The 24,219-nt window shown below is 32.8% G+C and carries 24 protein-coding genes and 7 tRNA genes; 14 read left to right on the plus strand and 17 right to left on the minus strand.

Annotation, left to right across the window (positions count from 1 at the left end):
• Positions 1–17: 17 nt before the first annotated feature.
• The 4 genes from EI427_RS20420 to EI427_RS20435 all read right to left on the minus strand — a co-directional run bounded on the left by EI427_RS20420 (position 18) and on the right by EI427_RS20435 (position 4,859).
• Positions 18–1,445: an MFS transporter gene (locus EI427_RS20420; RefSeq protein WP_126618227.1), complete on the minus strand. Its 1,428-nt coding sequence runs from the start codon at positions 1,443–1,445 to the stop codon at positions 18–20.
• 15 nt (positions 1,446–1,460) lie between these two features.
• Positions 1,461–3,002 (minus strand): glycoside hydrolase family 10 protein, encoded by a 1,542-nt coding sequence (locus EI427_RS20425; RefSeq protein WP_126618229.1) that lies wholly within the window; start codon positions 3,000–3,002, stop codon positions 1,461–1,463.
• 63 nt (positions 3,003–3,065) lie between these two features.
• Entirely contained in the window at positions 3,066–3,926 is an 861-nt protein-coding gene (locus tag EI427_RS20430) for a hypothetical protein (RefSeq protein ID WP_126618231.1), read from the minus strand.
• A gap of 27 nt (positions 3,927–3,953) precedes the next feature.
• Positions 3,954–4,859: a hypothetical protein gene (locus tag EI427_RS20435; protein WP_126618233.1), complete on the minus strand. Its 906-nt coding sequence runs from the start codon at positions 4,857–4,859 to the stop codon at positions 3,954–3,956.
• A 534-nt stretch (positions 4,860–5,393) separates the two neighbouring features.
• Here EI427_RS20435 and EI427_RS20440 point away from each other — a divergent pair.
• Positions 5,394–6,038, plus strand: a complete 645-nt coding sequence (locus EI427_RS20440; protein WP_126618235.1) for a glucosaminidase domain-containing protein — start codon at positions 5,394–5,396, stop codon at positions 6,036–6,038.
• Between the two features lie 231 nt (positions 6,039–6,269).
• Here EI427_RS20440 and EI427_RS20445 read toward each other — a convergent pair whose 3' ends face one another.
• Complete coding sequence (locus tag EI427_RS20445) at positions 6,270–8,018, minus strand: arylsulfatase (RefSeq protein ID WP_126618237.1); 1,749 nt, start codon at positions 8,016–8,018, stop codon at positions 6,270–6,272.
• A gap of 159 nt (positions 8,019–8,177) precedes the next feature.
• Entirely contained in the window at positions 8,178–8,876 is a 699-nt protein-coding gene (locus EI427_RS20450) for a hypothetical protein (protein WP_126618240.1), read from the minus strand.
• A 218-nt stretch (positions 8,877–9,094) separates the two neighbouring features.
• Between EI427_RS20450 and EI427_RS26110 the strand changes: the two genes are divergently transcribed.
• The gene (locus tag EI427_RS26110) at positions 9,095–9,262 is read left to right on the plus strand and encodes a DUF5522 domain-containing protein (RefSeq protein WP_170178557.1); all 168 of its coding nucleotides are present in this window, start codon (positions 9,095–9,097) and stop codon (positions 9,260–9,262) included.
• Positions 9,263–9,344: 82 nt separating this feature from the next.
• Here the strand turns inward: EI427_RS26110 and EI427_RS20455 are convergent, their stop codons facing one another.
• The 3 genes from EI427_RS20455 to EI427_RS20465 all read right to left on the minus strand — a co-directional run bounded on the left by EI427_RS20455 (position 9,345) and on the right by EI427_RS20465 (position 11,887).
• Positions 9,345–10,511, minus strand: a complete 1,167-nt coding sequence (locus tag EI427_RS20455) for an AIR synthase related protein (RefSeq protein WP_126618242.1) — start codon at positions 10,509–10,511, stop codon at positions 9,345–9,347.
• Between the two features lie 126 nt (positions 10,512–10,637).
• Positions 10,638–11,033 carry a c-type cytochrome gene (locus EI427_RS20460; RefSeq protein ID WP_126618244.1) on the minus strand — a complete coding sequence of 132 codons (396 nt, stop codon included), beginning with the start codon at positions 11,031–11,033 and terminating at the stop codon, positions 10,638–10,640.
• A 95-nt stretch (positions 11,034–11,128) separates the two neighbouring features.
• The gene (locus EI427_RS20465; protein ID WP_126618246.1) at positions 11,129–11,887 is read right to left on the minus strand and encodes a TIGR02757 family protein; all 759 of its coding nucleotides are present in this window, start codon (positions 11,885–11,887) and stop codon (positions 11,129–11,131) included.
• Between the two features lie 151 nt (positions 11,888–12,038).
• Here EI427_RS20465 and EI427_RS20470 point away from each other — a divergent pair.
• From EI427_RS20470 to EI427_RS20520, 11 genes are all read left to right on the plus strand, one after another.
• Positions 12,039–12,110, plus strand: a tRNA-Glu gene (locus tag EI427_RS20470).
• 33 nt (positions 12,111–12,143) lie between these two features.
• Positions 12,144–12,215 (plus strand) — tRNA-Glu (locus tag EI427_RS20475).
• 33 nt (positions 12,216–12,248) lie between these two features.
• Positions 12,249–12,320: transfer RNA gene (locus EI427_RS20480), tRNA-Glu, on the plus strand.
• 33 nt (positions 12,321–12,353) lie between these two features.
• Positions 12,354–12,425 (plus strand) — tRNA-Glu (locus EI427_RS20485).
• 33 nt (positions 12,426–12,458) lie between these two features.
• Positions 12,459–12,530, plus strand: a tRNA-Glu gene (locus EI427_RS20490).
• 33 nt (positions 12,531–12,563) lie between these two features.
• Positions 12,564–12,635: transfer RNA gene (locus EI427_RS20495), tRNA-Glu, on the plus strand.
• 33 nt (positions 12,636–12,668) lie between these two features.
• Positions 12,669–12,740 (plus strand) — tRNA-Glu (locus tag EI427_RS20500).
• A gap of 174 nt (positions 12,741–12,914) precedes the next feature.
• Positions 12,915–13,301, plus strand: a complete 387-nt coding sequence (locus EI427_RS20505) for a hypothetical protein (RefSeq protein WP_126618248.1) — start codon at positions 12,915–12,917, stop codon at positions 13,299–13,301.
• A 205-nt stretch (positions 13,302–13,506) separates the two neighbouring features.
• On the plus strand, positions 13,507–14,058 hold the full coding sequence (locus EI427_RS20510) for an RNA polymerase sigma factor (RefSeq protein ID WP_126618250.1): 552 nt from the start codon (positions 13,507–13,509) through the stop codon (positions 14,056–14,058).
• A 48-nt stretch (positions 14,059–14,106) separates the two neighbouring features.
• Positions 14,107–14,424: a hypothetical protein gene (locus EI427_RS20515; RefSeq protein WP_126618252.1), complete on the plus strand. Its 318-nt coding sequence runs from the start codon at positions 14,107–14,109 to the stop codon at positions 14,422–14,424.
• A gap of 9 nt (positions 14,425–14,433) precedes the next feature.
• Positions 14,434–15,159, plus strand: coding sequence for a siderophore-interacting protein (locus tag EI427_RS20520; protein WP_126618254.1), 726 nt, complete (start codon positions 14,434–14,436; stop codon positions 15,157–15,159).
• A 68-nt stretch (positions 15,160–15,227) separates the two neighbouring features.
• Here the strand turns inward: EI427_RS20520 and EI427_RS20525 are convergent, their stop codons facing one another.
• Positions 15,228–16,397 carry an iron-containing alcohol dehydrogenase gene (locus tag EI427_RS20525; protein ID WP_126618256.1) on the minus strand — a complete coding sequence of 390 codons (1,170 nt, stop codon included), beginning with the start codon at positions 16,395–16,397 and terminating at the stop codon, positions 15,228–15,230.
• Positions 16,398–16,616: 219 nt separating this feature from the next.
• Here EI427_RS20525 and EI427_RS20530 point away from each other — a divergent pair, with 219 nt between their 5' ends.
• Positions 16,617–17,420, plus strand: coding sequence for an SDR family oxidoreductase (locus EI427_RS20530; RefSeq protein ID WP_126618258.1), 804 nt, complete (start codon positions 16,617–16,619; stop codon positions 17,418–17,420).
• An 87-nt stretch (positions 17,421–17,507) separates the two neighbouring features.
• On the opposite strand, the gene EI427_RS20535 is transcribed toward EI427_RS20530, so the two are convergent.
• The 7 genes from EI427_RS20535 to EI427_RS20565 form a co-directional block, all read right to left on the minus strand.
• Positions 17,508–17,909, minus strand: coding sequence for a response regulator (locus EI427_RS20535; RefSeq protein ID WP_126618260.1), 402 nt, complete (start codon positions 17,907–17,909; stop codon positions 17,508–17,510).
• Positions 17,910–18,155: 246 nt separating this feature from the next.
• Positions 18,156–19,652 carry a GH3 auxin-responsive promoter family protein gene (locus EI427_RS20540; protein ID WP_126618262.1) on the minus strand — a complete coding sequence of 499 codons (1,497 nt, stop codon included), beginning with the start codon at positions 19,650–19,652 and terminating at the stop codon, positions 18,156–18,158.
• Between the two features lie 25 nt (positions 19,653–19,677).
• The gene (locus EI427_RS20545; protein WP_126618264.1) at positions 19,678–20,568 is read right to left on the minus strand and encodes a cation diffusion facilitator family transporter; all 891 of its coding nucleotides are present in this window, start codon (positions 20,566–20,568) and stop codon (positions 19,678–19,680) included.
• Positions 20,569–21,552 (minus strand): bifunctional heptose 7-phosphate kinase/heptose 1-phosphate adenyltransferase, encoded by a 984-nt coding sequence (locus tag EI427_RS20550; RefSeq protein WP_126618266.1) that lies wholly within the window; start codon positions 21,550–21,552, stop codon positions 20,569–20,571.
• Between the two features lie 131 nt (positions 21,553–21,683).
• Positions 21,684–22,901 (minus strand): pyridoxal phosphate-dependent aminotransferase, encoded by a 1,218-nt coding sequence (locus EI427_RS20555; protein ID WP_126618268.1) that lies wholly within the window; start codon positions 22,899–22,901, stop codon positions 21,684–21,686.
• A 106-nt stretch (positions 22,902–23,007) separates the two neighbouring features.
• A complete protein-coding gene (locus EI427_RS20560; protein WP_126618270.1) occupies positions 23,008–23,355 on the minus strand; it encodes a hypothetical protein in 348 nt (115 codons plus the stop codon).
• Between the two features lie 113 nt (positions 23,356–23,468).
• A complete protein-coding gene (locus tag EI427_RS20565; RefSeq protein WP_126618272.1) occupies positions 23,469–24,131 on the minus strand; it encodes a hypothetical protein in 663 nt (220 codons plus the stop codon).
• Positions 24,132–24,219 lie beyond the last annotated feature (88 nt).

The following is a 24,219-nucleotide window of genomic DNA, read 5'->3' on the forward strand; positions in this document are numbered from 1 at the left end:
GAGACCTATATTATTAGCTAATCTTTAAGTCCAAATTTTTGATCAATCTTTAAATTGAATCCCATTAAGATGGCAGGTATACCAGAGAATACTACAAGAATAAAGAAATTAGAATACCCTAAAAATTCTTGAAAATAGCCACTTATCATACCAGGTAACATCATTCCTAATGCCATAAAACCAGTGCAAACAGCATAATGTGCAGTCTTATTTTCTCCTTGAGAAACATACAACATATACATCATTAAAGCAGTGAAGCCAAATCCATAGAAAAATTGTTCAATAGCAATTACAATACCTGTATAAATCAAACTTTCTGGTTGAAAATAAGCAAGTAACATATAACCGATATTTGGTAGGTTGATGGATAATAACATCGGAACTAACCAAAATTTTAATCCTTTCTTATAAATAGCCATTCCTCCAAGTATTCCACCCACTACTAAACAAGCAAGTCCAATGGTACCGTATAGTAAGCCTAGATCATCATTACTTAATCCTAAACCACCAATTGTTCTATCATCTAATAAAAATGGAGTAGCTATTTTAACTAATTGAGCTTCTCCTAATCTATAAAGTAAGATAAAGCCTATCACATTAAATAAATCTTTTTTATTAAAAAATGAAAGAATAGGAGAGTTCATTTTTTCAGGATCTTTCTTGATTTTTTTCTTTAAATCAAATAGCATAAATACTCCTACAGCTATACCTATTATTAAATAAGTCCACGATGTTTTATAACCAGTAAACTCATTAAATAACCAACCGCCAAGTAAGATTATACACATCTGACTAAAGATGATACCGACTTCTTTCAACCCTTTTTCCTGATCTTTTTTAGGTCTTACTACTTCTTTATTAGGAAGAATAAGTTTATGTAAAATACCAAAGCCAACCATTGTAACTCCAAGTGCCATAAAGGTAGTAGCCCAAATAGTTTTATAGTCTCCATATTGCTTGTAAAAGTGACCTGTTAGAAAGACAATACCTCCTTGGCCAGCCCACATGGCTAATCTATAGAAAGTGCTTCGTATTCCTACAAAAAAGGCTTGTTGATCATCTCTTAAGCCTATCATGTAAAAGCCATCTGTAGCAATATCATTTGTAGCAGAAGTGAAAGCTACAATCCAAAGAGCTGCAAGAGAGTACCGAAAGAAATTATCCATAGGAAGCGTAAGTGCAACTGCGGCAAATGCACCTCCAATAATAATTTGCATGGTAGAAATCCACCATTTTTTAGTTTGAAGAACATCTACAATCGGACTCCAAAATGGTTTAATTACCCAAGGTAAATAGAGCCAAGATGTATAAAGGGCAATTTCTATATTGTTTAGTCCTAGGTTCTTGTACATTATTACGGCAACAGTCATAACAATAGTATAAGGTAAGCCTTCTACAAAATATAATGACGGAAGCCATGTCCATGGATTTCTATCTTTTTGCATTCCTATAATTCTTTATTAATGAATGATTTTTACTTTCTTAGAGAAGAGCCCTCCTGCTTTTAGCATGATTGCATTACTGCGCGAGCTCTCATTTTTATTGGCATCTAAAGCTGTAACTATATAAGTATAGGTAACTCCCTTTTTTATAGTTAGGTCTGTAAACTCTTGTTTTTGATACGGTTGTTTATTGACCATATCAAGTATAAATTGTCCTTTTAAAGAACCAATATCTGTGGTTTCATATCGGTAGATAACATATTTTCTAATGTCTGAGTTGGTGTTTTTATCTTCCCAAGATAAAGAAACTCCTGAATATATATTTCCTTCTGCATTAGTAATTCGAACTTTATTTGGTGTATCCTGTTCCATACGGAAGCTAGAAGGTGGTAAAACAAATGTGTTATATTTCTCTTGAATACTTTCGACTACATTCAATGGGTTAGAGAAAAGATATTTAGCACTAAAAAATGCATTACCTTTTACATTGTTATATTTTCTATTGATATCAATTTGTGCAGAAATTTCATTAGGGTCCATCCATTTTTCTCCTAACTTGTAGAGCGCTTGTCCAATGTATAAATTAGTACCAAAACTATTGTTGTTCCACCACATAACAACTTCTTCATAAGGTGCAGCTCCTAGTTCTCTGTGCCAATAAACTTGAGGTATAACATAGTCTAACCATTTATTAGCCATCCATTTTACAACATCTGCATACAAATCATCATAATTGGTAATACCTGCTCTGGTTGCAGATCCTTTCGGGTCAACTTCCTTATTTCTCCAAACACCAAACGGACTAATGCCAAACTGAACATCGGGTCTTTCTTTATGAAGTCTTTCCGAAAATGTTTTAACAAAGTAATCTACATTGCTTCGTCGCCAATCTTCAATGGTTAAAAATTGAGTGGAGTCGGCGTATAAATCAAATGTTTCTTGATCTGGAAAATCTTGGCCTGCAATCGGGTAAGGGTAGAAGTAATCATCAAAATGTACGGCATCGATATCATAATGTCTTGCTACGTCCATAATTGCATCAATTACAAAATCTCTACCTTTTGGATGACCTGGATTGTAATAATATTTATTTCCATATTTTACAAACCAATCTCTATTTGTGTAAAAAGGATGATCTGATGTTAATGCAGTTGTGTCTGCATTCATTGTAACACGGTAGGGGTTAAACCATGCATGGAAATCTAGATTTCTTTTGTGTGCCTCTTCAATCATAAATGATAACGGATTAAAGTAAGGGTTAGGGCTTTTACCTTGTTCTCCAGTAAGAAATTTACTCCAAGGCTCATAGGCCGAAGGGTAAAAAGTATCTGCAACAGGTCTAACTTGTACAATTACGGTATTGAACCCTATACTCGATATTTTATCTAAATAACGAACATAATCTTCTCTTTGTGCTTGCATAGAAGCACTACTTGAAGATGGGAAATCAATATTATTGACCGTTGCTATCCAAACGGCTCTAAATTCGCGGTTCTCTTGAGAGTATCCTATACTAGCTACAACGCTAAAAAATAATAGGAATAAAAGTCTGATTTGCATAAAAAGTAATCTAAACGTTAGATTTTTTGATAATGTGAAGATACAAGCAAATCCTCTCTTTCACTACTTTAAATGAAACTCTATTAAACCAGCAGAAGGAGTGGCGGTGATTTTATTTATAGATAAATTGTTCTTGCTAAATACACCTTTAATAATTGGTGCAAAATGAAATGCAATAGAACCTGTAAGCTCTATATTAGTATGCTTGTTATGTTTTAAAGGAAGAATATAGTATTCTATATATTTTTGAAATTGTAGAGTGACCATTTCAAAAATGACATCATCAATGTTTACATGTTTATTGATAAATGGTGCGAATGAAGCACAAAATTTATTAGGAGCTTCTTCTTTATATAGTTTTTGTAAAATATCTTCTGTACTTAGATTAAACTGATCTATAAAGTTATTGGTAGTAATAATAGAGAGTTGGTTGGTAAGTAATAACTTCAGAAATTCTAAACCAATTGTTGCACCACTTCCAAAATCGCTTAATAAATAACCTAAAGAAACTGGCTGGTCTATAATTTTATTATTTCTGTATAAACAAGAATTAGCACCTGTGCCTAAAATGCCTGCTATACCATTTTCTTTTCCCAATAAGCTTCTTGCAGCCCCTAGTAAATCTCCTTTTACACTAACTTTTGCAGTGGAGAAAACTTTTTTTAATAAAGATTTTAAATAGAATTGTTGTTCTTTAGTACCGCAACCTGCACCATAAAAATACAAATTAGAAATAGCTGATGAAGAGCAGATAGTTGTTATCTGTTTTTCGTCTTTCTGGAATGCTTCAATTAGATCAGTCTGATTCCAAAAGAAAGGGTTATAACCTTCGGAAGTAAAGGAATAAATAATTTCTTTAGCTTCAATATCAATTAAAGTCCAATCGGTCTTACTAGATCCACTATCGGCAATTAAATGATACATGATAGTTTATTGTTTAGGTTTAATAAATTAATCTCTCTCTTGGGATTTGTTGAATACCATTAAATCGGTACCGTTCCTCTGTAAAGCAAAAACAACAAAAATTATTAGTGCAATAACTAGAACAATACTAGTTACCGAAATAATCTTATAGAGGTCTGTATTTGCTTGAGTTTGCAATTCTTTTTCTTTGTATTGCAATTGCTGCGTTTGTAATTCTTTTTGTTGAACTAGTTGCAGTTGTAAGTCTTTGTCGTTTGCAGTTAATCGAACAGCATTTAATTCACTTCTTGTAGTGCCTAATTCTTGCATCAACTTACTGTATAATTCTTTCTGATTTCTTAAAGCTTCTTGTACAGATACTTCTGATTGCTCTGCAAGTTTTTGATCTTTAAGTGATTGAAGGTGTTTTGTTTGTGTGCGTTCTAATTGCTCTTGAGCTTCAGAAAACTGTTGTTGATTTGCCTTAATTAATTCATTTTGCTCTTTCGAACGCTGACTCATTTCTTGAATTACACGGTTGTTCTCATCAATATTTCTTTGCAATCTAAACTTATCATCTTTTAGATCTGATATACGATTTTCTAGAGAACGAATAGAACCCTGTTTCATGTCTAATTTCTGATCGTGAGTAGTAAGTTCAGCTTCTCTTTCATTTAAACGTTTTTCTAAACGGAGAAGATCATCTTTTAAATCAAGAATACGATCATTTTGGTGTTTAATTTTAGATAAGTAAGCACCACTCTCTGCTTCTACTTGAGCATTTTTCTTTTCAAGTTCATTAATACGCATTCTTTGTTGCTTAGTCCCGTCAGAGCCAGAAAAAGCAGCATAAGCAGCAACAGTACCAACGATAATTAAACCTATGATACCCACGGGTAACCAACTTTTTTGTTGCAATAGTTCGTCTTTAAAACCAGTCGTATTATTTCTCATTGATATATATATGTCTGTCGGTAAAAACCGAAAGCTGTTTTACAGAATTTGAAAATTGCAGGAGGGTTCTGTAATAGTTCTGAATATTGTCAAAAAAAAGCACTTTATCAAAAAAATAACAACAAATATAGCCTCTTTATAAATGAGGTGATAATGTGACAGTTAATTGTGAATACTATACTTCGAACGGTAGAATTTTTACTATTTCCTCTTAAATCCTACCCAAATTTATCAAAAAAAAAGAAATTTTTTGCCCATTTGCCCGATTAAATGGTCTACTATATATCATATGATTACTAAATAAAGTACTATTAATAACCTATTTCAATCAATTATATTAAAATAATACAATTTTATGTATAAAAAATCAAAATAACCCAATTGTAAATAATCGTTTATAAAGCATTGTTTTATTACTTGTGTATGTTATATTTGCATCCAATAATTTAATTCTGCGGTAATCCTTAATTAAATAGCTGATAATCAGCACAAGCGTCAGACGGACACTTGAATTTTTGACATAACAAACTTTTAATGAAAAAGTTTTTGCTCATATTAACCATTTTTGTTGCAAGTGTAGGAAGCTTTGAAATTGCGAATGCATCTTCAAATACTTCAATTGCAAGTGTAAAAGATACGGATACAATAAAGAGAGAAGATTACATTCGTACTTTGTACAAATCCTTCGATCCAATTTGTAGAAAATACGGTATCAATACAAAAGTGGCTATATCACAAGCAATAGCAGAGCAAGGTTGGAAACTGAGAAAAGATTTCAGAATTTTCAACATCGCTTCTACTAGTACTACAAGAAGTAAATTAGTCTACGATATCGGAGAACAACGATACAGAAGATATAGAGTTTATACATCTTTAGAACAAGCAGTAGAAGACTATTGCAAAGTGCTAACTAGTTTCCATACTTATCGTAAAAATGGATTATTTGAGACATTAGATCCAAATAAACAAATTACAGCGATTACGAAAGGTGGATATGCTACAAGCCCAACTTACCTTCAACTAGTAAGTGCGGTAATGGACAGATTTGTTGCTCCAGTAGTAGACGAGTTACGTGAAGAAGAAGCGTTGGCAAGAAGATCTCAGGAACTTCAGTCAGTTGCATCAATTAGTAGCGTAGAAGCACAACACATTCGTTTCTGTCTTCCTTCTGGATACTAGAATCGGATCTTACATCTCGACTTCAATTAAGAAGAAATATTATTAAAGACCTTGCTTAACGGCAGGGTCTTTTTGTTTTACATTATATTTTTTAGAAAGGAGATATTGAATAAAAAAATAGTAATCAAATTAGTACCATCAAGTTGATTTTTAACGGGCTAATCTAATTACTATTTAATGTTACTTTTTGAAGTGAATTCTCAAAAAAAGTATCTAAAAAATTACTTCATATTAATGGGCTACGCCTCTCTCTGCATTTTTGATTAACTGCTTAAGTACATCATAATCTGCAGGAACGGGAACTACACCATTATCTTTTTCATATTTACTATACCCAGCTTTTAACTTTGCTACAAGTTTAGGCTTCTTACTCGCTAAATTATGCATTTCAGAAGGATCACTAACGATATCATATAATTCCCATTTACCTGTACCTTTTGTTTTAGGGTTGATAGATAGTTTATATTTACCTTGGAATACGGCACTACTTCCTGCTAATTCATAGCCAATAATTTCATCATCATTATGTAAAGCTTTAGCTTTTCCAGTCAGAAAACTCCACATACTTTTTCCGGTGATTGGGTAAATCTCTTTTCCATTATAAGAGTTTCCAGTATCTTCTATACCTGCAACTTCTAACATAGTTGGTACAAGATCTTTAACAAAGGCAAAATTATTAACCATTTTACCTTGCTCTAATACTTTAGGGTACCAAGCAACAAAAGGAACACGTATTCCACCTTCTGTAGAAAACGTTTTATAGTAGCTATTGGGAGTGTTAGCTGCTGCAGCCCATCCTGGTCCATAATCTGCATAAGAACCTTTTAAGCCCATTTTTGAATAGTCGCCTTTATAGTCTTCTATAAAAGTGTATTCATAGTTTGCTTTATACCATTTATCAAACCCGGGTTTTGTTGTTAATTGATTTGGATCTGCACCATTATCAGAAAGAAATACAATTAAAGTATTATCATATTCGCCAATTTCTTTTAGGTAACTTATTAATCGGCCAATATTGACATCCATATTGTCTACCATTCCAGAATAAGCTTGCATTTTACGAGCATTGAATTTTTTCTGCTCATCTGATAGTTTACTCCAATCCTGAATTTTCCAATCTGGCTCTGTTGTAGCTGCATTGTCTGTGTTTAAAATCACATCTTTAGATACAATACCAAGTTCTTTCTGTTTAGCTAAACGGTTTTCTCTAAGCTTTTCCCAACCTTCATCATAAACACCATTGTATTTATCGATATATTCTTTTGGAGCTTGGTGTGGGTAATGAACTGCTTGGTAAGAAAGGTAAGCGTAAAATGGTTTGTCATCTTTCTTAGACTCACCAATATATTTCATCATTTTATCTGTGTAATAATTTGATGAAAAATAATTTTCTGTAGGAAGGCTAACTTGCTTTTTATCTTCGTAATAATGAACTGCTTTATACATTGGAATGTAGGGTTGTTCAACCCAATTATCAGCACCACTTTCCATTAATGCAAATGAACGTTCAAAACCTTTAGCATGTGGAATAGTAGTTTCTGAATGGCCTAAATGCCATTTTCCTACCATGTAGGTATGATACCCTCCATCTTGCATCCTTGTTGCAACAGAAACTACATCATCATTTAAGTAACCTTCATAACCTGGCTTTCCAAATTGATTGTCTGCTTGAATTTCTGTCATATTACCAAGGCCTGCTCTATGGTTGTCAACTCCAGTCATTAGCATTGTTCTTGTTGGAGAACATGCTGCACCAACATGGAAATTTGTGAATTGAATACCTTCATTTGCCAGTTTATCTATGTTAGGTGTTTGGATTTCACTACCAAAAGCACCAATATCTCCATACCCCATATCATCTGCTAAAATGATTAAGATATTTGGCTTTTTTGTTTGCTTAGAAAGCTCCTTTTTTTGATTGTTATTACATCCTATTAAAACAAAAAGGAGAGCTAAAATTGATAAGCCTGTTATTTTCATATTGAGTATTTTGATTTGTAATGAAGTTTAGTAGTAGGATATAAAGTTGATTAGATAGATACATCCTTTATTATTTATCCCTATAAAATTAGTAGTGTTTGATAATAATTACAAACGTTTTTTTAAACGAATTTAATTTAGTAGGAAAAAGCGGATTACTTATTTGGTGTTATCTGTTTTTCTAACAAAGTAATTGAGGTAGAAAATCATTCCGAAATAGGTAATTATTAAAGTAGGGATATTAGAATTAAAGGCTAAATTAAAATCAGGGATAGAAAACCAATCTCTAAAAGAAGTAGTTGCAATTGTTGCCATAAAAGCAATACCAAATATGAATAACCCAATTATTGCAATTTTATTGGTAATGGTCCTGTGTATACCTTCCTTAATTTCTTGCATGAAAAAATACCATAGAACAGTTATACAGAAAACAGCCTCAATGGCTATTGCAGAATAAACATTTGATATATATAATCCTAAGCCAATACTAGAAGAATCTTCTCCAAATACATGGTGAGGGTACCCAGAAAAAAAGTCGAGTATAAAATGTCCTGCAACTATTGCACTTCCTATTAATCCAATTCTAGTACTTTTAAAAAAGAGTCTACCAAAAGCAAAAACTAAGATTAACCAAAACATTTGAGGTAGGAGATCATGACTAAACAGCATATTAGCAGTCATATTGTGAAGGGTTACATTAAAGACATCTGTTGGTTCTGTAGTTTCAACATTTAAATAATGTAAAAGGAACCATAATAGATCTTGAAGCTGAGAACCGATCAAAAAGTAGAGGAAAGTTCCTTTGGGATAACTTTTGTTATGTGCAATTAACGCTGTAGAGAAATGACCGGCTAACATGTGAAAAGTGTCTTATGGTAGTTAAAAATTTGCGATTAGATAATTTACTAAAAAATATTGAATAGCAATTTTGGTTTGAGTTAACTGATGGTATTTCTTTTAGCAGAAAACGTAGACTTTAAAAAACCACAAATACTTTAATGAAATTATAGAATAATAAAATGAGATAATTATGTTGAGTTTGTATTTTTGTATACCAAAACTTTAAAAAGATACAAATGGGAAAACAGCAACCACTAAAAGAAGGAGAAGATTATTATATAGAGAATGGCTTGTATGTTTTTACAAAAGCTTATCACGAAAAACGAGGATATTGCTGTAAGAATCAATGTAAACATTGTCCTTGGGGATTTAAAAAAGATAGACAAAGAACTAGTATTCTTTAGATTATAATAATTAGGTATAAACAAAAACGAGGCGTAATAGATTAAACTACTACGCCTCGTTTTTATTATTAAGTACTTCTAATTAATAAGAGTAAGTACCGTAAGGAGAGTGGATATCTAAAGATTTACCACCTTCTTTATGTTCAACACGGCCAACAATTTGAGCATCGACATTGAATGATTTCGAAATGTCAATAATCTCTTGAGCGTGTTTAGGGTCGACATAGATTTCCATTCTATGGCCCATATTAAAGACTTTATACATTTCTTTCCAATCTGTACCACTGTTTTTATGAATCATATCAAACAATGGAGGGATAGGGAATAAATTGTCTTTTATAACATGAACATTGTCAACAAAATGAAGCACTTTAGTTTGTGCACCACCGCTACAATGTACCATACCATGAATTTCTGGTCTTAATGCATCTAATACCTTTTTGATAATAGGAGCATACGTTCTTGTTGGAGATAATACTAATTTACCTGCATCTAAAGCTAAATCAGCAATAGCATCTGTAAGTTTTTGATTGCCCGAATAAATAAGCTCGTTAGGAACTTGTGGGTCAAAACTTTCAGGATATTTATCAGCAAGATATTTAGAAAATACATCATGACGGGCAGAAGTTAATCCATTACTACCCATTCCACCATTGTATTCACTTTCGTAAGTTGCTTGACCGTAAGACGCTAATCCTACAATAACATCACCGCCTTTGATGTTGCTATTGTCAATTACCTCGTCACGACGCATTCGTGTAGTTACAGTACTATCTACAATAACTGTACGAACTAAATCTCCAACATCTGCTGTTTCACCACCTGTACTATGAATATCGAAACCATTGTCTCTTAGCATTTGAAGAACCTCTTCTGTACCGTTAATCAATTCTGAAATAACTTCACCTGGTATAAGGTTTTTGTTACGTCCAATTGTCGACGATAAGAGAGTACTTCCTGTTGCTCCAACACAAAGTAAATCATCAGTATTCATAATAATTGCATCTTGAGCAATACCTTTCCAAACAGATATATCACCTGTTTCTTTCCAATATAGGTAAGCTAAAGAAGATTTTGTACCCGCACCATCGGCATGCATAATGGCACAGTAATTTGGATCGCCTGTTAGAATATCAGGAACGATTTTGCAGAATGCTTTAGGAAATAAGCCTTTATCCAAACGCTTGATTGCATTATGGATGTCCTCTTTTGAGGCAGAAACACCGCGTTGTGCGTATCGCTCTTGCATGAGATTCGATAAGTTGATATAAATTTGAAAAGCCCATAGCATCACGTACTTACGTGCGTATGTGCTAATGCCGTAAAATTATACTTTTTAATTAAGATTTATAAATATTTATCGAATTAAATGAAGTTAACGTTCCATTGCTACCTCATGGGGTGTAATTATTTCTGCTTTATTCCCCCAAGAATTTCTGATATAGTTCAAAACATCAGCTGCATCTTCATCGCTCAAAGCCCCTTGTTCTGGCATAGATCCTTTCTCATAAGTAACGCCATTTATTTCTATAGGGTCTTCTAAACCATGTAATACCTGTCTAATTGCTTGGCTTTTATTTTCTACTAAATATTTAATTCCAGCCAAAGGAGGTACAGAGGGTTCTATACCCTGCCCATCTGACATATGACAATGCATACAATTAATCATAAACACGCCTTGTCCTCTTTTTATGCTTTCTTCTAATGGGGTATATGTAAATGAAACTAAAAAGGTAGTTAAAAATGTGAGTAAGAGTAGTATTTTTTTCATGATAACTTTTCTTTAGGTGTTCGTTTTACGTTTATATGATAAATGTATGCTTTTTTATGAATATGTTAGATGATTATGATCAATTTAATAGGGGCTTATGCAAATTTTTCTATTCCTAAACCAAATAAGGCAAAATCATATTTTACAGGGTCGTTAGCATCAAATTGTTTTAAATGATTAGTTAGTTCTACTGCTGCTTTCCAATCCGACTGTTTGCGGTCTAGAAGGTGTAATTTTCTACTTACTCGCTCAACGTGTACATCTAGTGGACAAATCAATTGCTTGGTTTGAATGGTGTTCCATATGCCAAAATCAACTCCGTTTGTGTCTTGCCTTACCATCCATCTTAAAAACATATTAATTCTCTTACAGGCTGATTTACGAGCTGGAGTAGCAATATGTTTTTTTGTTCTCTGTGGAGCATCATCTTGATTAAAAAAGTAATCATGGAAACCAATTAGAGCATTTTCTACACTTTCATCTTCCTTGTTGTATCCAATTAGAAAAGCATCTTCTAATGAAGCATGTTTTTGATAATGGCGTTGAAAGAAAGATAAAAAATATAGAGTGTCAATATCGTTAAAAGTACGATGTTTAAAAGTTAGGAATGGTTTTAAATCTGCTTCCGTATGGTTCATAATAAAATCATGAGGTGCATTGTCCATCATATTTACCAACTCATTACATTTATTTATAATAGTTTTTCTTTGGCCCCATGCAAGCATCGATGCCCAAAAGCCCATAATCTCAATGTCTTCTTTTTTTGTGAATTTATGAGGGATACAAATTGGGTCATCTTTAATAAAATTAGGCTGATTGTATTTTTTGTAACTACTTTCTAAAAGATCTATCATTTAATTTTATTTACGATTATCATTGAATATCCTTCAAATTAGTCGATTTAGGGAGATTATTTCTTAATGATTGTAATATTTCCTCTTTTTTTTGCAAATAGTTTGGAGTGAATAGGGTTCTCAATTACCTTTGCACTCGCAAAAAACAGTTGCTCCGTTCGTCTAGGGGTTAGGACGCCAGGTTTTCATCCTGGTAGCACGGGTTCGAATCCCGTACGGAGTACATAGTCTAATTGAGACTCAAAATCAATACCCCGCTCCGTTCGTCTAGGGGTTAGGACGCCAGGTTTTCATCCTGGTAGCACGGGTTCGAATCCCGTACGGAGTACATAGTCTAATTGAGACTCAAAATCAATACCCCGCTCCGTTCGTCTAGGGGTTAGGACGCCAGGTTTTCATCCTGGTAGCACGGGTTCGAATCCCGTACGGAGTACATAGTCTAATTGAGACTCAAAATCAATACCCCGCTCCGTTCGTCTAGGGGTTAGGACGCCAGGTTTTCATCCTGGTAGCACGGGTTCGAATCCCGTACGGAGTACACAGTCTAATTGAGACTCAAAATCAATACCCCGCTCCGTTCGTCTAGGGGTTAGGACGCCAGGTTTTCATCCTGGTAGCACGGGTTCGAATCCCGTACGGAGTACACAGTCTAATTGAGACTTAAAATCAATACCCCGCTCCGTTCGTCTAGGGGTTAGGACGCCAGGTTTTCATCCTGGTAGCACGGGTTCGAATCCCGTACGGAGTACACAGTCTAATTGAGACTCAAAATCAATACCCCGCTCCGTTCGTCTAGGGGTTAGGACGCCAGGTTTTCATCCTGGTAGCACGGGTTCGAATCCCGTACGGAGTACATCAATCCTGTTTCGGAAAAGAGACAGGATTTTTTTTTGTCTTTTTTCTTAGTAATAGATAAAAAAATACAACTAATTGTCACTGCACGTAACTCATTTCATTTGATTTCGTTAACTTACTATAGCACAAACTTAAAGTGCATTTATGTCAAATTAATTAACGAAATAAAACCATGAGCAAGAAAGACAATCCGTTTGAGGATATTCTAAATGATTTTGTGTTCCCAAGAATGAAAGATGACTTTCAGAAGGACAAAGTAAAGAACACTATCAAAAATGTATTTGAGGCAGTTCAAGGGGTAGTAGAAGAAGCACAAGAAGCTGCAAAGACTGTGGATGTGGAAGTAAAGCAGACACAATCTGATGATCCTGACACAAAGAATATTCATGTCGAAATCAAATCAAAGAAAAAGAAGAAGCACAAAGAAGAGGAAGCTCCTGTGTCTTCTAACGAGGTTGACCAATTAAAAGCAGAAGTGAAAATGCTTAAATCTCAACTTGGTGATAAAGAAGAAATCATTTCATTGTTAAAACAACAAATAGAAATGTTGAAATCATAAATTGAAAATTACTTCAATAAAATTAGCACATCATAAATTGGTGTGCTTTTTTTATGTTCTAAGGTTTTAAAAGAAGAGAATTATAGTTGTATAAAGTTCTTTGTGAAGAGCTAAAAAAATACTTTTTCAAAAAAAATATAAAAAAATGACTTTTTCTTAAAATATAAATCTCACTTATCCGACTTATAATGTAGATACAATAATTATGACAGGAAAAGAACAAAATATAGAAAACACATTCCATCAAGAACAAGGCCGCTTGACAAATTACATTAAGGGTAAAGTTGGTTCTTTAGAAGATGCGGAAGACATAACACAAGATGTGTTTTTGAGTTTTGTGGGGAGCTTTGATGATATATCTGATTTGCGCAAATCAATCTCTTGGCTTTATACTGTTGCTAAAAATAAAATTGTTGATTTCCGTCGTAAAAAGAAGACTGTAGCTATTGAAGATCAAAAGCCTGAAACTGATCAGGAGGAAGGATTAAATTTAATTGATCTTATACCATCTATAGAATCATTGCCAGATGAACAACTCATGTTAGATATGATATGGGAAGAAATTCATCTAAGATTAGAAGAACTACCCAAAGAACAGCGTGAGGTCTTTGAATGGCATGAGTTAGAAGGCCGTAGCTTTAAACAAATAGCTGATGCTACAGGAATCACAATTAACACATTAATAAGTAGAAAACGCTATGCTGTGTTGTATCTAAGAGAGCATTTAGAAGAATTGTTCAAATTGATCAAGGAGTAGGAGATTATAAGAAAGTCAAATTAATAATTAATCAAAAAAGAAAAAGTAATGAAAAAGTTTTCAAATAAAAAAAGAGTGGCCAAAATGGTAGGTTTTGGCATAATAGCAATTTCATTAATAACTACAGTATTTATGTTTTTATGGAATTGGTTAATGCCTGTAATTTTTGGGTTAACAACTATTTCATTTTTTCAATCTTTAGGTTTACTAGTAATGTCAAAAATAATATTTAGTGGAGCCAATAAACCTAGTTTTAGACAAAGAGAAAAAGCGATGATGCGTAAAGAAAAATTTATGCATCAGATGAAAAAAAGAAAATTCGAGATGAAGGAAGAAGAGACTGATTTAACAGACTCAAAAGAGTAATTTTTTAAGATGAAGATTATAGAAAAGATATTAAAATCAGTACTAACTGAAACTGAGATTATCTATAAAAAACAATTATCTAAGTCAGCCTTTCATATTAGAATTCAAAGTGAAGACTTTTTAAAAATAAATATTATTCCTGGTGCTTTTCTAAGAGTTGGTATTGGAATCGGTAAAGAGGAGCTATCGATGAAGGACAAGATTAGAAGTTATAGTATATGGGATTTCGACCAAAAAAAAGGAGTAATAGATATTGCTATTGCAACACATAGTAAAGGCATTGGATCGTATTGGGTTTCAAACTGTAAGGTAGGAGATAAACTATTTTGTAAATTGAAAACGGGAAAATTTTTGATAGATGAAATAGCAGATAGTTATTTAATGATTGGAGACCTTTCAGCACTTTCTCATTTATATATGATTCAGAGAGAGCTTGGACCTAATAAATATGTTAAGGGTATAATTTATAGTGATAATAAAGATGATTTTTTTCCTGATGTAGATAACAAGACTCCTTTTGATTTTTATGAGAAATCTCAAAATCCAATAGATGAAGTTATTGGTGAAATCAAGAAAAGTCTTCCATTAATGCATGGAGAGGAAATAGTTTATATTGCTGGTGACAGTCGACTTTGTATTGCTCTTACTAAATTTTTTAGAAATGAGCTAAAATGGAAGTCAAATAAAATTAAGACAAAACCGTTTTGGAACCCTGAAAAGAAGGGTTTAGAATAGCTATAAAAAAAGTCCTTGCAAATCTGTTTTTTGCAAGGACTTTCTAATTTATGATGTATAAGAATGGGTTAAATACTCATCTCTACAATTTCTTGTACTTTTTCTAATGAAATATCTTGACGTTCACCAAGACCTAACCATTTACGATCAGCAAAACGATCTACAATAGTTTTAGCTACTTCTGCATAATCTTCTGTATAATCAGATATTTTAGTGTCAATACCCATTGAATGGAAGAATTCTACAGTTCTTTCGATAGTAGCTTGAGCTCTATGTTCAATACTACCTTCTGTAATTCCCCAAACACGTTCACCATATTGAGCTAATTTATCTTTTTTATTATTGAACATTACTCTGTATAAGTTAGGTCCAATAATAGCTAAAGTTCGAGCATGGTCAATTTCATATAAAGCAGTAAGTTCATGGCCTATCATGTGAGTAGCCCAATCTGTTGGTACTCCTTGCTGAATTAAACCATTTAATGCCATTGTGCAACACCACATAAAGTTACCTGCTACAGTACTGTCGCCAGGGTTTGCAATAACTTGTGGTCCAATTTCTACTAATGTTTGAAGTACTCCCTCAGCTATTCTATCTTGTAAAGGAGCATCGGCAGGGTAAGTAATATATTGCTCTAAAACATGTGTAAAAGCATCTGTAATACCATTTACAATCTGTCTTTGAGGTAATGAAGCAACAACTCTAGGATCTAAAATAGAGAACTTAGGGAAACATAATGGTCCTCCAAAAGCTAATTTCTCTTTTGTTTCTTCTCTAGTAACTACAGAACCTGAGTTCATTTCAGAACCCGTTGCAGGTAAAGTTAAGATTGTACCAAATGGAACAGCTTCTGTTACTTTTTTACCTAATCCTTTTTTTATAATATCCCAAGGCTCACTTTCTGTAAATGGTATAGCAACACATAATAATTTTGTTGCATCAATAACAGAACCACCACCAACAGCTAAAAGGAAGTCTACATTTTCTTTAATGGCAAGCGTTCTAGCTTTCATTATTGTTTCGTAACGAGGATTAGCTTCAATTCCTCCAAAATCAATAACATTACGGTCTTTTAAAGCTGTATGCACTAAATCGTAAATGCCATTTTTCTTTACACTTCCGCCACCAAATAACACCATAATGTTTTTAGCATCTGCCGGAATGTGTTTGTTTACTTCTTCAATTCTGTTTTCACCAAATACTAGGCGAGTAGGGTTCCAAAGCTCAAAATTTTTCATTGATAAGGTTTCTTATGTTTATATTTTTTTGTTGATGCAAAGCTGCTAAAATAAAATTTATCAAAAAATTGATATAGGATAAGAAAGCACCTTCACAGAGTAGTTAACTCTATTTTGGTAAAAACAGTTTTAGTAAAGTGATATTTTAAATCAATAAAGAGAATTATTGATTAAAGAATCTTATTTCTACCTTTGCATCAATATAAAAATAGAAAAAAGATGGCAGAAAAGCAGACAATATTTATTACAGGAGCATCATCAGGAATTGGTAAATCTATAGCAGAAGCCGCTGTAAAGAAAGGTTATAATGTAATTGGTACTTCTAGGAATCCTAATACAACTAAAAATAAATTAGAAGGGGTAAAATATGTAGCCTTAGATGTTTCTAGTTCTGAAAGTATTGATGCTTGCTGGAATGAAATAAAAGATACTCCAATTGATGTTCTTATTAATAATGCAGGACAGTCTCAAATAGGACCTGTAGAAGAAACATCTATGGAGAAATTTAGATTTTTATTTGAAGTGAATTTCTTTGGGGTTTTAAACCTTACAAAGAAAGTATTACCACAAATGCGTGAAAGGAGAGGTGGTACTATTATTAATGTAGGATCTTTAAATGGTAGATTTGCAGCACCATACTACTCTAGCTATTGTGCAACAAAATTTGCAATGTCTGGATGGACACAATCTTTAAGAAGCGAAATGAAAGAGTTTGGTGTTACAGTAGCACTAGTAGAACCCAACCATATTGCTTCTAGTATTGTTCCAGACTTTAACTGCGCAGAAGATTCGGAATACTTCCCATATGCAGATAATATTCGTCAGAGTGTAAAAGGAAGTATGTCAGAAGCAGAAGCATCTTCTGTAATTTCTGATACTGTAATGGAAGTTATAGAAACCAATGCACCCTCTCCAATTTATGTTTCTGGTGGTAATGCAAGTATGTTGGCTTTTGCAAAGAGATTTTTACCAGATGCCTTCGCAGAAAAACTGATTAGAAAAACGTATGGTCTTAAAGACTAAACAGAAATGATTTAAACAAGAAGAGGTTGTCATAATTGACAACCTCTTCTTGTTTAATGGTAGTGCTATTGTCTGTATATAAGTAATTTATATCAAATCACTTATACTTAATAAAGACTCTTCTGTAAGTGGTTTAGTTACAAATTTTACCACATATTCATTATTTACTATTCTTTCAATATCAGATTCATTATCTGAACTTGATAGGATAGCTATTTTACATTTTTCTTTTAACTCATCTGGGAAGCTTTCAAATTCATATAAGAACACGAAACCGTCTACGATTGGCATATTAATATCTAGTAAAATTAAACTAGGTAAATTGCCTTTCAAGTCAAAACGCTCTTGAAGAAATTCCAATGCTTTTTTGCCAGAATTTTTTATAACAATTTCTTCTGCAAAATCTGTTAGCTCAATAATTCTACTATTTATAAAATTATCAGTGTCGTTATCATCGACAAGTAATATAGTTTTTATTTTTTTGCTCATGTTTTGGATTTCTGATAGTTTACGTTCTAACTAACTTAGTTAAGTGGCAGTACAAAATGTATTATCATCAATTAATTCTTAAAATACTAAAATTATTCCATAAGTCATTTTAAGGAGGTTATTTTGATGATTTTTTTACATTTCAATAGTCTGTTTTTTTATTTAGAAGTAGATATGTTCTTCTATGACAATTCGAAATTATAAAAAATCTCCCAATATTTCAGTGTTAATATTGAGAGATCGTTATTATTTTTTCCAATGAATGATTTTATCTGCAATTTTCCTGTCATTTGATAGTCGAGGAACTTTATTTTGACCTCCTAACTTACCAATTGACTTCATATATTGTTGAAAAGCATCTCTTTGTAATGCCGAAATAACTAAAGTTCTTGTAATAGTTCCTGTAATTAAATCATCGTAATAAACATTCAATTCACGGAGTTTATTGTCTATTGTCAATGCAAATGCATCGGGATCATTAGGTTCGTTTTCATAAGAAATTAACCATTCATGATAAGGTAATCCTTTAATAGGATTAACTTGTGGAGCAACAGAGAACTCAGTTATTTTAACCTCAGGATGTTGTTCTAAGGCAAATTTCATTGCTTTTTCTACTTCTGTGCCAATAACGTGCTCTCCAAAAGCAGAAATAAAATGCTTAATTCTTCCTGTAACAAGCACTCTATATGGGGCTTTTGATACAAATTTGACTGTATCACCAATTGAATAACCCCAAAGTCCTGCATTAGAATTAATAATTAGAGCATAGTTTTTACCCATCTCTACTTCTTCAATTCTAAGTCGGGTAGGGTTTTCTTCAAAATATTCATCTGTAGGAATAAATTCGAAGAAAATGCCTGAATCCAATTGCATTAAAAGACCTTCTTCTGTTTGCGTATCTTGGAATGCAAAGAACCCTTCAGAAGCTGGGTATGTTTCAATAGAAGGGATTACTTTCCCGATAGAATCAAATAACTTGGTTTTGTAAGGTTCAAAATTTACGCCTCCATAGATAAACATATCAAAGTTTGGAAAAGTCTCGTGAATAGGCTTTCCTGTACGTTCAATAATTCTATCAAAATACATTTGAACCCAAGGTGGAATTCCAGAAATTAACGACATATCCTGATGAATCGTTTCATCAATAATACGATCTAATTTTGTTTCCCAATCTTCTATACAATTTGTTTCATAACTAGGCATTTGATTTGTTCTCAAATAACCTGGTACATGATGATTAACAATGCCTGATAATCTACCAGAAAGGATATCTCCAGATTTATCTAAAACGGGACTTCCTGATAAAAATATAAGTTTACGATCTAAAAAATTTGCGTTACCTGTTTCATGAATATAATTCAGCATGGCATTTTTTGCAGAATTGATATGATTAGGTATCGAATCTTTTGTTAGAGGAATATATTTAGCACCAGAAGTTGTACCAGATGTTTTTGCAAAGTAAGTAGGTTTATTTCTCCATAAAACATCACTTTCACCTGCTATAACACGGTCTATATAAGGACGAAGATCTTCATAGTCGCATATTGGAACATGCTTTTTAAAGTCTTCGTAATTTTTGATATCACCAAAATTATGATCTTTCCCGAAAGCTGTAGATTTACCTACTTGAATAAGGTTTTGAAAAACACTTTCTTGCGCCTGACTCGGATTGTTTGCCCATTTTAACTGCTGTTTTACAATATATGCAGCGTATGGTTTACTTAAAAATGATCGTATACCCATATCTAATAATAATCTATTGAATAAGTTATGGTTGTTTTGGACTTGGTTCTACGTGAATCAAGATGTCTGCTATTTCATTAAAATCTGCTTTTAAAGAATCTTTTACCGCATGTGCAATATCATGACCTTCTCTTACAGATTTTTCTCCATCGACAATAATATGTAAATCGACATAAAATTTAAATCCCATTTTTCTAATAAAGCACTTTTCGGTATCAATAACACCATCCACTTTTACAGTTTCTTGCTTTACTAAATCAATTAAATCATCGTAAAGGTTTTCGTCCATAATTTCGCCAAAAGCAGGACGAAAAAGTAGGTAACTATTAAATAGAATTATTCCCACAGCAAATAATGCAGCCCAAGAGTCTGCATGTTCATAACCTTCACCTCCAAAAATAGAAATACTTATTCCTATAAATGCTGAAAGTGAAATAATTGCATCACTTTTATGGTGCCCTGCATCTGCTTCTAAAGACGAACTATTTAATTGTTTTCCTTTACGAAGAATATATTTATAAAGATTGTATTTGATTAAAATAATTACTCCTAGAACAATTAGAGTGTAAGATGAAGGTATTGAATTATCGTTTGATGATATTCTTTGAATACTTTGTACACCAATTATTAGAGCAGAGGTAATTAGAAAACCAATAGTAATAAAGGTGGCAAAAGGTTCTATTTTTCCATGTCCATATGGATGGTTTTCATCTGGAGCCTTCGTAGAAAAGTTTAACCCAGCTAAAACAACAAAAGAAGAAATAATATCGGCACAAGATTCAATTGCATCAGCAATCATAGCTTGAGAATTACCAATAATACCAACAGACCCTTTAGTTATTGTAAGAAGAATATTGCCAATTATACTAAGCCAAGTGGTTTTAAAAGCCCTTTTTTTCTCTTCTTTTGAGATCATTTATAATTTTTTTGAAGCTTCTTCTAATAGTTTTTGTTTGTCTATTGGAACAACGCCAACATGTTCACAAACTAACCCACCACCAAGGTTTGCTAAAGAAGCAACTTTTTCCATAGGTAGCCCAATAGCTAGTGCTAAAGATGCAATACTAATTACTGTATCACCTGCACCAGATACATCTGCGATTTCTCGTTTATGAGCAGGAATATGTGCTTCGTTTGTATGATCAGTAATATATACGCCATGTTCTGATAAAGTTACCATGGTGTGCGTATTATCCATTTTAGCTTTTAATTTTTTAGAAGCAGCTTTTACCTCTTCAATTACATCCCCATCAAAATCAAATTTCAAACCCTCTCTCATTTCTTTTAAGTTTGGTTTGAAAAGTGTGACGCCTACATAATCAAGAAAATTTCTTTTCTTAGGATCAACAGTTGTAGGGATACCTTTCTCCTTTGCAATTTTTACTACATCTGAAATTAATTCTGGTGTGATAACACCTTTATCATAATCTTCAAAAATAATAACATCAGCATCATCTGCTAACTTTTTGATTCGCTCAAGAAGTAAAGAAGTATCAGTAGGTTTTAAAGGTCGAGCATCTTCATTGTCTATACGAAGTACATGTTGTGCACTTGCAATAACTCTATGTTTAACCGTAGTAATTCTTTCAGTACTTTGGATGAGGCCATTTTTAGAAATACCTAAACTATCACATAAGTCTAAAAAAGTTTCTGCTTCGGCATCATTACCAATAACAGCACATAAAACAGGTTCTGCACCAAGAAAATGTAAGTTTTTAGCCACGTTTGCAGCTCCACCCATTCTTGATTCTTTTTTATTGACATCGACGATAGGCACGGGAGCTTCTGGCGATATGCGATCTACATTTCCCCATATATAGGAATCGATCATAACATCTCCAATAACCAATGCTTTTAAGCCATTAAATTTCTCTAGGGCTTCTTTAATATCAAGTGCCATTTTATTTTTCTTTGATTGAGATCTCTAAAATTGGGTCTTCCTTCTAAACAAAATTAAGGAAGTAAAATGCACAAAAGAGGAATGAATTATTTATTAATCTTAATTCATTCCTCAAATGTTACTATTATATATTAAACAAGGTTAGCAAGCGCTAACTTTATTTTTTTACATGCTTCAACAAGTTCCTCGTCAGAAGCAGCATAAGAAATTCTAATACAGTTAGGTGCTCCAAATGCAGCTCCAGCGACAGTAGATACATGTGCCTCGTTTAAGAAATACATGGCTAAATCACTAGAGTCTTTAATAACTTCACCTTTAAATGACTTACCAAAGTAAGCACTAAAGTCTGGGAATATATAGAAAGCTCCTTGTGGTAAATTAGTTTTTACACCTTCAATTTCATCAAGCAGCCCTTTAATTAAACCCCTTCTTCTTAGATAGGCAGTGCGCATTTCATCAATTACAGAACGGTCACCTTTTAAGGCGGCTAAAGCAGCTCTTTGAGTGATAGTATTAATACCAGAAGTAATCTGACCTTGAATAATTATGCAAGCTTTTGCTACAGCTAGGGGAGCAGCAATATAGCCAATTCTCCAACCTGTCATTGCAAACCCTTTAGAAAAGCCATTTACAACAATTGTACGGTCTTTTACATTATCAAATTCAGCAATGCTTACATGTTTACCTCCAAAATTGATGTATTCATAGATTTCATCAGAAATTATATAAATATCATCATGCTTAGCTACCTCATCAGCAATTTCTTTTAGCTCATTTTTTGAAAAAACAGTTCCTGTAGGGTTACAAGGAGATGAGTAAAGAATTGCTTTAGTATTTGGAGTGATTGCAGCTCGTAATTGTTCTGCAGAAACCTTGAAATCATTATCAATATCTCCACTTAAGATAACAGGTTTACCACCAGCTAAAATAATTTGATCTGTATATGATACCCAGTAAGGAGAAAAAACGATAACTTCATCACCTTCATTTAAAAGGCTCAGCATTACGTTTGCAATAGAATGTTTTGCACCTGCAGAAACTACAATATTTTCCATTTTGTAGTCCAAACTATTTTCAGTCTGTAATTTTTCTGCAATCGCAGTCCTTAATTCTGGATAACCAGGAACAGGAGGGTAAGAGAAGTATTTACCATCATCAATGGCTTGCTTTGCCGCATCTTGAATATACTGAGGTGTTGCAAAATCAGGTTCGCCAAGGTTTAACTTTATCACTTTAGTACCTTTCGCTTGTAATTCTCTAGCTTTTACAGCCATTACTAAAGTGGCAGATTCTGTGATATTATCAAAACGATTCGATAATGTTAGATTTGTTCCCGTTTGCGTTCCCATCCTATTACTTCTTTTAATTCCGTTCTTTAAAATATATAGAATGCGAAATTAAGATTTTGAATGCTTTGGTCAACACTTTTGACGTATTAAATAGTAATGATTTTGATTATTTACTGATTAATACCATTTCTTTACATTCTTTCTCGTCAACAACAAATACCATGTGGTGTCTTTTGTTGAATAATTTTGCTTCAATTTTATAAACATCATTACAGTAATAAAGCACAAATTTGTATTTTTTGAGGGGAAGAGAAATCGCTGTAATTTTCTTGGTGTTTAGCCTAGCAATAAGTCCATCATCTTGATAAATTTCAACTTCTAACCCATTCAGATTTTGTGATTGATGATTAATAACTTCAAGTAATAATTTGGTTTGTTGATCTTCTGAATTTGAAGAAAGGTTTGGGAAAGATAAGAATGTATAGGTAAGCAAGAAAAGGATAGTATTTGTCATAGTGTTAGGGTGTTATGAGTGTGGGGTTCTCATAATTTACTAAAAAAATGGCACAAAAAAAAGGTTATTTACTTTGTAGTAAACAACCTTTTTAATTTAGAACTAACTTTATTTTATAAGTTAGTTACATCTTTAGGAGTGTCTGTAAAGCTACCATTAGTAATCTCTACATTTTCATCTTCACCATATGCTTTGAAACTAAATGTACCTGATAATTTATCTTCTGAAACACTAGAAAAGTTAAATCTGATATAACCATTAGCATCAAGTTTTTTAGCAATATCTGCTATAGTAGTTCTATGTAGGTTTATATCTTTTTGCTCAGCTAATGCTGCTACAGCAACTAAATCTTGATTCTTATTGTATTCAGTAATTAGATCAGAAATATCAGAAGCATTTGCATTCTCTAAGTATATAGCACCAATTAAAGCCATTTTAGGGTTTAATGCTAAAGCAGGAGCATTTGATAAACTAATATCGATTACTTGATCTGTAGAAACTAAATCAGTATGGATAAATGCAAGAATAGCATCACCTTTAACATCTGGACTAGTTACAGAGAAAGAAATATCTGTAAAGTAAATTGATGTAATATTATCAGAGGTACGGAAACCAGCGTAGTTACTGAAATCTTTAGAAGTACCATCTACATCTGCAGTTGCATCACCATAGCTAACAATAGAGTCGATAGCATCATTTAATGCATCATCAATAGCGTCAGAACAAGAAGTAAACATAAATGTAGCACAAACGAATAGAAGAAATTTAATTTTCATAGTTGGAAAAATTAATTGATAAAAAAATGAGTAGTCTCAACATAGGTAAATTGAAACTACTCTTAAATAAGTTGATAGTAATAAATAT

Origin of the sequence: Flammeovirga pectinis (genome assembly GCF_003970675.1) — a bacterium.
GTDB lineage: Bacteria > Bacteroidota > Bacteroidia > Cytophagales > Flammeovirgaceae > Flammeovirga > Flammeovirga pectinis.

What these genes read in the sequence shown, in the direction of transcription:
- EI427_RS20520 (WP_126618254.1), top strand. Translation starts at nt 14,434, where the DNA reads ATGAAGATTATAGAAAAGATATTAAAATCAGTACTAACTGAAACTGAG.
- EI427_RS20455 (WP_126618242.1), bottom strand. Translation starts at nt 10,511, where the DNA reads ATGCAAGAGCGATACGCACAACGCGGTGTTTCTGCCTCAAAAGAGGAC.
- EI427_RS20540 (WP_126618262.1), bottom strand. Translation starts at nt 19,652, where the DNA reads ATGGGTATACGATCATTTTTAAGTAAACCATACGCTGCATATATTGTA.
- EI427_RS20510 (WP_126618250.1), top strand. Translation starts at nt 13,507, where the DNA reads ATGACAGGAAAAGAACAAAATATAGAAAACACATTCCATCAAGAACAA.
- EI427_RS20430 (WP_126618231.1), bottom strand. Translation starts at nt 3,926, where the DNA reads ATGTATCATTTAATTGCCGATAGTGGATCTAGTAAGACCGATTGGACT.
- EI427_RS26110 (WP_170178557.1), top strand. Translation starts at nt 9,095, where the DNA reads ATGGGAAAACAGCAACCACTAAAAGAAGGAGAAGATTATTATATAGAG.
- EI427_RS20525 (WP_126618256.1), bottom strand. Translation starts at nt 16,397, where the DNA reads ATGAAAAATTTTGAGCTTTGGAACCCTACTCGCCTAGTATTTGGTGAA.
- EI427_RS20505 (WP_126618248.1), top strand. Translation starts at nt 12,915, where the DNA reads ATGAGCAAGAAAGACAATCCGTTTGAGGATATTCTAAATGATTTTGTG.
- EI427_RS20465 (WP_126618246.1), bottom strand. Translation starts at nt 11,887, where the DNA reads ATGATAGATCTTTTAGAAAGTAGTTACAAAAAATACAATCAGCCTAAT.
- EI427_RS20535 (WP_126618260.1), bottom strand. Translation starts at nt 17,909, where the DNA reads ATGAGCAAAAAAATAAAAACTATATTACTTGTCGATGATAACGACACT.
- EI427_RS20460 (WP_126618244.1), bottom strand. Translation starts at nt 11,033, where the DNA reads ATGAAAAAAATACTACTCTTACTCACATTTTTAACTACCTTTTTAGTT.
- EI427_RS20420 (WP_126618227.1), bottom strand. Translation starts at nt 1,445, where the DNA reads ATGCAAAAAGATAGAAATCCATGGACATGGCTTCCGTCATTATATTTT.
- EI427_RS20545 (WP_126618264.1), bottom strand. Translation starts at nt 20,568, where the DNA reads ATGATCTCAAAAGAAGAGAAAAAAAGGGCTTTTAAAACCACTTGGCTT.
- EI427_RS20550 (WP_126618266.1), bottom strand. Translation starts at nt 21,552, where the DNA reads ATGGCACTTGATATTAAAGAAGCCCTAGAGAAATTTAATGGCTTAAAA.
- EI427_RS20450 (WP_126618240.1), bottom strand. Translation starts at nt 8,876, where the DNA reads ATGTTAGCCGGTCATTTCTCTACAGCGTTAATTGCACATAACAAAAGT.
- EI427_RS20435 (WP_126618233.1), bottom strand. Translation starts at nt 4,859, where the DNA reads ATGAGAAATAATACGACTGGTTTTAAAGACGAACTATTGCAACAAAAA.
- EI427_RS20530 (WP_126618258.1), top strand. Translation starts at nt 16,617, where the DNA reads ATGGCAGAAAAGCAGACAATATTTATTACAGGAGCATCATCAGGAATT.
- EI427_RS20440 (WP_126618235.1), top strand. Translation starts at nt 5,394, where the DNA reads ATGAAAAAGTTTTTGCTCATATTAACCATTTTTGTTGCAAGTGTAGGA.
- EI427_RS20555 (WP_126618268.1), bottom strand. Translation starts at nt 22,901, where the DNA reads ATGGGAACGCAAACGGGAACAAATCTAACATTATCGAATCGTTTTGAT.
- EI427_RS20425 (WP_126618229.1), bottom strand. Translation starts at nt 3,002, where the DNA reads ATGCAAATCAGACTTTTATTCCTATTATTTTTTAGCGTTGTAGCTAGT.
- EI427_RS20560 (WP_126618270.1), bottom strand. Translation starts at nt 23,355, where the DNA reads ATGACAAATACTATCCTTTTCTTGCTTACCTATACATTCTTATCTTTC.
- EI427_RS20515 (WP_126618252.1), top strand. Translation starts at nt 14,107, where the DNA reads ATGAAAAAGTTTTCAAATAAAAAAAGAGTGGCCAAAATGGTAGGTTTT.
- EI427_RS20565 (WP_126618272.1), bottom strand. Translation starts at nt 24,131, where the DNA reads ATGAAAATTAAATTTCTTCTATTCGTTTGTGCTACATTTATGTTTACT.
- EI427_RS20445 (WP_126618237.1), bottom strand. Translation starts at nt 8,018, where the DNA reads ATGAAAATAACAGGCTTATCAATTTTAGCTCTCCTTTTTGTTTTAATA.